Source organism: Bacteroides sp. UBA939 (assembly GCF_002293435.1).
In the GTDB taxonomy this organism is placed as follows: domain Bacteria; phylum Bacteroidota; class Bacteroidia; order Bacteroidales; family Bacteroidaceae; genus Bacteroides.
The window spans coordinates 1-7,611 of the sequence record NZ_DBDF01000075.1 but is presented as its reverse complement, the minus strand read 5'-3'; the positions used below and the strand labels follow the sequence as shown (position 1 = coordinate 7,611).

Annotated in this window: 5 protein-coding genes; all 5 read left to right on the top strand. The window is 46.3% G+C overall.

All coding sequences use genetic code 11. From position 1 onward, the window contains the following. Window positions 1–95: 95 nt before the first annotated feature. The 5 genes from B2Z67_RS05230 (at window position 96) to B2Z67_RS05210 (ending at window position 7,457) form a co-directional block, all read left to right on the top strand. The gene (locus B2Z67_RS05230) at window positions 96–989 is read left to right on the top strand and encodes a carbohydrate kinase family protein (protein ID WP_291528763.1); all 894 of its coding nucleotides are present in this window, start codon (window positions 96–98) and stop codon (window positions 987–989) included. 779 nt (window positions 990–1,768) lie between these two features. Continuing rightward, window positions 1,769–3,010, top strand: coding sequence for an AAA family ATPase (locus tag B2Z67_RS05225; RefSeq protein WP_291528762.1), 1,242 nt, complete (start codon window positions 1,769–1,771; stop codon window positions 3,008–3,010). After that, window positions 3,007–3,585, top strand: coding sequence for a hypothetical protein (locus B2Z67_RS05220; RefSeq protein WP_291528761.1), 579 nt, complete (start codon window positions 3,007–3,009; stop codon window positions 3,583–3,585). Before B2Z67_RS05225 ends, B2Z67_RS05220 begins: the two co-directional genes overlap by 4 nt. An 88-nt stretch (window positions 3,586–3,673) precedes the next feature. Beyond that, window positions 3,674–4,516 carry a hypothetical protein gene (locus B2Z67_RS05215; RefSeq protein WP_291528760.1) on the top strand — a complete coding sequence of 281 codons (843 nt, stop codon included), beginning with the start codon at window positions 3,674–3,676 and terminating at the stop codon, window positions 4,514–4,516. A 37-nt stretch (window positions 4,517–4,553) separates the two neighbouring features. Further along, window positions 4,554–7,457, top strand: a complete 2,904-nt coding sequence (locus B2Z67_RS05210) for a substrate-binding domain-containing protein (RefSeq protein WP_291528759.1) — start codon at window positions 4,554–4,556, stop codon at window positions 7,455–7,457. Window positions 7,458–7,611 lie beyond the last annotated feature (154 nt).

Below are 7,611 nucleotides of genomic sequence, written 5' to 3'. Positions count from 1 at the left end.
GAAGCTAATAGAGATACTTCTGAACATACAGATGACATGCGGAATTTGAGTTAATATACAGATAACTTGCGGAGCTTGAATAAATCGTAAATATCATGAACAAAATCATTGTAGGAATGGGCGAGGCACTCTGGGATGTGCTGCCCGAAGGAAAGAAAATAGGCGGTGCGCCTGCCAATTTTGCGTACCATGTTTCACAGTTCGGCTTTGATAGCCGCGTGGTGAGCGCAGTAGGGCGTGATGCCGACGGGCAGGAGATACTGGATGTGTTTGCCGGCAAGAAGCTGGCTTGCCTGATAGAACAGGTGGATTATCCCACGGGTACGGTGCAGGTTACGCTTGACGCCGTGGGCGTTCCCTGTTATGAGATAAAGGAGGGCGTGGCTTGGGATAACATTCCCTTTACGGACGAGCTGAAGCGTCTGGCGCTTTCCACACGTGCCGTTTGTTTCGGTTCGCTGGCGCAGCGCAGTCCGGTGAGCTGTGCCACCATCCGGCGTTTTCTGGACACGATGCCCGACGTGGAGGGGCAACTGAAGATATTCGATATCAATCTCCGCCAGGAATTCTATACGAAGGAGGTGCTGTGCGAGTCGATGCACCGATGCAACGTTCTGAAAATCAACGACGAGGAGTTGGTCACCGTGAGCCGCATCTTCGGCTATCCGGGTACTGACTTGCAGGATAAATGCCGTACGCTGCTGGCAGAGTATAACCTGAAGATGCTGATTCTGACCTGCGGGACAAACGGGAGTTATGTGTTTACGCCGGGCACTGTGTCTTTCCGGGAGACGCCGCGGGTTCCGGTTGCCGATACGGTTGGTGCGGGCGATTCGTTTACTGCGGCTTTCACGTCTGCCATACTTAGCGGGATGCCGGTTGCCGAGGCGCACAGGCTGGCGGTGGAGGTTTCGGCGTATGTGTGTACGCAGAGCGGGGCTATGCCGGAGTTGCCGCAGGGGCTGAGGGAGAGGATACGGCAGAAATAAGCTGGAGTTACTTATTAAGATAATTTACTTGGCTCCGGGCTTGCTGAAAACTCATCCAAAATACTCAAAAACCTTCTCAGGGCATATTCTGAAAGGGGGGTATCTCAGTATACGACTTAGGGTATCTCGGTCGTATACAGAGGTACCCTCAGTCGTATAGTGAGATACCCTAAGTATAGGAGTGAGATTACGAATTGCGAAGCCTCTTTTACGCTGTTAATAAACGTTACCCACGTTTTTAAAAAACGTGGGCCATATTCTTTAAAAACGCTCCAATGATTTATTAATAATGCGAATCAGGAGTTAAAACTCCTCTAATTCCTGCACTGTGAATAACGCAGGCTGTATCACACACTATCATCTCCGTATCAAGTCCGTACCAAGTCCGTACCAAATTCGGTTAAGGGTACCTTTATACGGAGAAGGTACGGAGTTGGTACGGACTTGACACGGCCTTGGTACGGAGATGACTCCTTTAACTACTGATTCGCATTATTAACAGAGAGTTTTAAATCATTGTATTGCAAAGACAATTGGCTTGCCCGATGCGGAACAGCTAAAGCAATTATTATAGTGCAACCTGCATTTACCCCATCCGCCGAACCTTAAAAAAACTTCCTACCCTATTCTTTTTCAAAGAAACAGCTAACGATTCCTTTGATAATCTTTATATTTGCGTCACTAAATACCGGAGAATCAATATACTATTGCCGGCAAATAAAGAATAGAGATTTTATTGAATAATACTTGTGAATTTTCAGTCTTAATGAATAAAGAATATGAGTAAAATAAGGATTAAGAATTTTGGACCTATCAAAGACGGTTATCAAGAGAATGACGGATGGCTTGATGTGAACAAAGTTACAGTTTTTGTCGGTAATCAAGGATCAGGGAAAAGTACGATAGCCAAACTTATTTCTACCTTTATTTGGATAGAGAAGGCGTTAATCCGTGGTGATTATGACAAAGAATGGTTTGAAAGCAAAAGTACAAATCGCTTCAAAAGCCAATTTTTGCCCTATCACAGGCTTGGATTTGCAGATACAAAGAAACCTGACATATATCTTAAGCCAAATTCCATAGTTGAATATCAAGGCGACGCCTATCACATAAAATACGAAAAAGGAACGATGGTAATCACAGAAATCTCGAATGTAGCTTACTCGTTACCTCAAATCATGTATGTGCCTGCCGAAAGGAATTTTCTAACGTATATTAAAGATGCCGGAGAGCTACGCTTATCAGGCGCCTTGCGAGATTTCAATACTGAATATGAAAAAGCGAAAAACAGCTTGAAGGACTTCTCTTTGCCAATCAATAATATCAATATTGAATATAACAAGCAATATGATAATCTTTATTTGCGAGGAAAAGATTATAAGCTTGAAATAGCAGAGGCGGCAAGTGGCTTTCAATCGTTTGTGCCACTATATTTGGTTTCCAGTTTTTTGGCTAAGTCGGTAAAGACAAGCGAAAGCAAAGAAACGATGAGTAGCAAAGAGAAACTTCGTTTTGAAAAAGGAGTGCAGGATATATGGAATAATAAAAACCTGACCGACGAACAACGCACCGTAGCACTTTCTGCATTATCTTCAAAATTCAACAAATCTTCTTTTGTGAATATAGTCGAAGAACCGGAGCAAAACCTATTCCCGTCTTCACAGTGGAAGATGTTACAAAGTTTATTAGAATTCAACAACATGAATCTTGGAAACAAGCTAATCCTGACAACCCATAGCCCTTATCTGATTAGTTACTTGACTTTATCTGTTAAAGCAGAATCGCTAAACTCAAGAATACAATCAGATAATCTAAGAACAGAATTAGGAGAAATTATTTCATTAAATTCAACTCTGAATTCAGATAATCTGTCAATTTATGAATTGAATGAAGAGGATGGCACTATCGCTTCTCTCGAAACTTATAATGGATTGCCTTCTGATGAAAACAAATTGAATGAGAAACTGGATGAAGGCAATGAACTGTTTGCTAAATTATTAGATATTCAGAAACGGCTATGAGTGCAAAGGAGAAGAAAGAGCGAGCTAAAGAGGAAGAAGTCGGAAAAACAAAAAAGACATTAAAGACTAAAGCAGAAAATATGAGTTTCTTTGATTCAGAATATCAATACATATCCACGAAAAGAACTTTTGGTCTTTGTGATGACGAGCCGCCTCCACACAAACCTGCATATCTTGATGAAACTGATGGAAGTAAATGGATTGCAGTTGTGGTAAATGACGCTCAGTTGGAAGTTAGATTTGTTGCTTTAGATCACTGCATTAAGCTATTCAAACCTGATGGTAAAACAGAGGATAGATGTAGCGATGGGCTTTTGGAATACGATTCTACCATTATTTTTGTAGAATTAACTACAGCAACTCATAAGAACTGGAAATCAGACAAGGACGAACAGCTTCGTATTACTATCAACCATTTTGAGAAGACAACGGAATCTAAACGATACGACGTTAAGAAAGCATATATGGCAAATAGCAATTTTCGGATAGTCAGACCGGGCTATCAAGCAAGAATGGACAAGTTTCTGAATGATACCGGTTATGACTTAAGGATTGAGAATAGAATAGTTCTATAAAAACCTCCCTACCCTATTCTTTTTTAAAGAAACAGCTAACGAATCCTCTGATAATCTTTATATTTGCGTCACTAAATACCTGAAAATCATGGAAAATATTGCTATTTGCTGTATGTCGGGCGGATATAAGAACGTGTTTACGCATGGCGTACTGAGGGCTTTTGAGGAGAGAGGAATAAGAGTGAAAGCGTATGCCGCCTGTTCTTCTTCTGTTTTGATAGCTGCTTTTGCGGCATTTCATAAAGTGAGCGCAGTAGACCTTTCCTTGTGGAGCGACGGATATGCAACGAGCCGAGCCGAAGGCAACCAAAGTGGCGCCATGCTGCAATCCATCCGGCAACTGTCGGCAGAAATCAAAAACAACTTGTGGAACCCGCAAGCCGCCCGCCTCCTGGTGGTAACCAGTCTGGTGAAAACCGAAGAAGCCGCTCTGGTTACCCAGTCGGACGGAGCCAAGCGTCTGGGACAAATGCTGCTGATAAACGCCCTGAGACATAATCCGGAATGGAAAAACAAGAATCTTGAATTGCAGATGTTCGATACCCGCCCTGATGAGCGGACTGAACTGCTGACCAAAGAGAATCTGGATGAAGTGGCCTATGCCAGCACCCGTATGCTCCATGCCTGGAACATCCCCGCATTTATCAACAAAAAGCCGTATATAGACGGCAGTTACACTTCCATTTGCCCCGTAGTTCCCCTTTCCGAACTGGGATACAAAGAGATAATCTGCATCTGCACGGAAAAAGAGAAAGTGACTTTTGACCTCTTTTCGGAAGAGGAAGTGCCTGCCCGTATCAATAACTCCACCATCCGCTTTATAAAGCCTGACTGTGAATTGAAAGAGATGGGAGTCGATTTCTATACCATCGCAGGCAACGGACTGGAAGATGTGTATAACCACGGTCGTGAAAAAGGGCTGAGCTTCTGACGCCTCCATAGAGATATTTGTAACAACGGAAAAGATAATGAGAAGATACAACGTCCGCCTATCGCTTGCCTTGCTTTTCCTCTTCGCGCTGGCAACCTCGTGCACCCGTCACGAGTCCCGCTTCCGTATCGGGGTATCCCAGTGCAGTGACGACGAGTGGCGCCACCAGATGAATAACGAAATGCTGCGCGAAGCCCTCTTCTACGATGGAGTGGAGGTGCATATACGTACCGCGAAGGACGACAACGCCCGGCAGATGGAAGACATCCGCAACTTCATCCGTGAAGGAGTAGACCTGCTTGTGGTTGCCCCCAACGAAGCCGCCCCTATCACCCCGGTAGTGGAAGAAGCATACGACCGAGGCATTCCCGTCATCGTCTTCGACCGCAAGATACTCTCCGATAAATACACCGCCTACATCGGCGCCGACAACTACGAAATAGGCAAAGCAATCGGACGCTACGTCGTCAATATGCTTCACGGACAAGGTAATGTTGTGGAGATATCCGGTCTCACCGGTTCCACATCAGCCATAGACCGCCATCAAGGATTCATCTCCGCCATTTCTCCTTATCCCGACATTAAACTTCTGGCAAGCGAAGACGCCGGATGGCTACGCTCCGAAGCAGAACAGAAGATGGATACGTTGCTCGCACGCTTCCCCCGGATAGACGTGGTGTATGCCCAGAACGACCGGATGGCGGCAGGCGCTTACGCCGTTGCCCGGCAGAAAAGCAGAGCGGAAGAGATGCACTTCATAGGCACGGATGCCCTGCCCGGCAAAGGTTACGGCGTGGAGCAAGTGCTGAAAGGGGAACTGGATGCCACGTTTATTTATCCCACCGGCGGCGACCGCGTGATACAGATGGCAATGGACATACTGAACAAACGCGACTTTCCGCGCGAAACCATCTTGGGAACCTCCGTCGTAGATGCCACCAACGCCCAGATTATGCAGATGCAGACCACGCATATCGGTACTCTCGACGGGAAGATAGAGACGCTGAACGGGAAGATGAATCATTATCTTGACCGCTATGCCACGCAGCAGGTAGTGTTGTTCGGCAGTTTGTTGGTGCTCTTGCTGGTTGCCGGTCTGCTGGTTGCCGTGTACATTTCACTGCGCACCAAGAACCGGCTGAACCGCGAACTCTCCCGCCAGAAGGAGAAGCTGGAAGCGCAGAAGCAGCTACTCACTCAACAGAAGGAACAACTCATTCAGCAGAAGGAGTTACTCATCCGGCAGAAGGAGCAGTTGGAGCAACTTTCTCATGAGCTGGAAGCCGCCACCCATGCCAAGCTGGTATTCTTCACCAACGTCTCTCACGATTTCCGCACTCCGCTCACGCTGATTGCCGACCCTGTCAACCAGCTTCTTGCCGACAAATCTCTCGGAGAACACTCCCACCAGTTGGTGCAACTGATGAAGAAGAACGTCAATATCCTCCTTCGCCTCGTCAATCAGGTACTCGATTTTCGTAAAGTGGAGAACGGGCGCATGGAGTTTCATCCTGCACCTCTCGATTTGTTGGGCAGCTTCAGCAGTTGGAACGATTCCTTCCGCATGGCGTTGCTGAAGAAGCATATTTCTTTCTCCTTCCATGCCACGCCCGACACGGATTTCCACATAATGGCAGACTGCGAGAAGATGGAGCGCATCTACTTCAACCTCTTGTCCAACGCCGTGAAGTACACTCCCGAGAATGGAAAGATAGCCGTGAAGCTGGAAGCTGACGGTACAAACTTCCGCTTTTCCGTCTTTAATTCAGGTAGTTACATCTCTTCCAAAGAGGTGGATGCTATCTTTGAACGTTTCTATCAGATAGATGGTCATCAGGCGGGCACAGGTATCGGGCTGGCTCTTGTACGCGCCTTTGTAGAGATGCATGGCGGACAGATTACTGTGCGGAGTGATGAGAAGGGGACGACGTTTGAGAAAGGAATGTCTGAAAAGGTGGTGACATCTGAGAAAGGAACGATATCTGAGAAGGGAACAACATCTGAGAAAGGAACGACATTTACCGTTCTTCTTCCTGTCCGGAGTATCTCCCAATATCATTCTGCGGTAGATGCGTTGCCTGCCGAAGTTGCAGGAACAACGCCACCCGGAAAGGCTGAACTTTCCTCTACTTTAATGGATAGTGAACTATCGGTGGACGATGAAGAACCGGGAATAATAGGCCGCCCCACAGTGTTGATTATTGACGATAACACCGATATCCGCCACTATGTGAGAACGTTACTTGTCGGGGACTATCATGTACTGGATGCCCCGGAAGCGTCTACCGGCATACGCCTCGCCATGAAGTATGTTCCCGATGTGATTATCTCTGATGTAATGATGCCCGGCATGGACGGTGTGGAATGTTGCCGCCGTCTGAAAACGGAATTGCAGACCTGTCATATTCCTGTTATCCTTCTCACCGCCTGTTCGCTCGACGAGCAGCGCATCCAGGGATACAATGGTGGTGCGGACTCTTATATCTCCAAGCCTTTCAATTCGCAGTTGCTTCTGTCGCGCATTCGTAATCTGATAGATTCCCGTCGCCAGCTTCGCCAGTTCTTCGGCGATAACCAGACGTTGGCAAAGGAGAGTATCAGTGATATGGACAAGGATTTCGTTTCCCGTTTCAAGGCTCTTGTGGAAGGGAAGATGAGAGATCCGGAACTGAATGTAGAGGACTTGGGCAAGGATATGGGGCTGAGTCGCGTGCAACTTTACCGTAAGCTGAAGTCGCTTACCAACTATGCGCCGAATGAGTTGTTGCGTCAGGCACGCCTCAAGAAGGCGACCTCTCTGCTTGCTTCTTCCGATATGACGATTGCGGAAATAGCTTATGAAGTTGGTTTCTCTTCTCCTTCCTATTTTACGAAATGCTACAGGGAGCAGTTTGGGGAGAGTCCGACGGATTTCTTGAGGAGGAAGAAGGGGGGTGGTTAGTGATTAGTGATTAATGTTTAGTGATTAGTAAGTGATGTTTAGTGGTTAGGGGTTAGTGATAAGTAGTAAGTGATTAGTGATTAATAGTAAGTGGTAAGTGATTAGGGGTTAATAGTAAGTAGTAAGTGATTAACAAGACTATCTCTATTCTCCT

Bases quoted from the DNA above. Each gene is read 5' to 3' on its own strand.
- B2Z67_RS05230 (WP_291528763.1), top strand. From the start codon at position 96: ATGAACAAAATCATTGTAGGAATGGGCGAGGCACTCTGGGATGTGCTG.
- B2Z67_RS05225 (WP_291528762.1), top strand. From the start codon at position 1,769: ATGAGTAAAATAAGGATTAAGAATTTTGGACCTATCAAAGACGGTTAT.
- B2Z67_RS05220 (WP_291528761.1), top strand. From the start codon at position 3,007: ATGAGTGCAAAGGAGAAGAAAGAGCGAGCTAAAGAGGAAGAAGTCGGA.
- B2Z67_RS05215 (WP_291528760.1), top strand. From the start codon at position 3,674: ATGGAAAATATTGCTATTTGCTGTATGTCGGGCGGATATAAGAACGTG.
- B2Z67_RS05210 (WP_291528759.1), top strand. From the start codon at position 4,554: ATGAGAAGATACAACGTCCGCCTATCGCTTGCCTTGCTTTTCCTCTTC.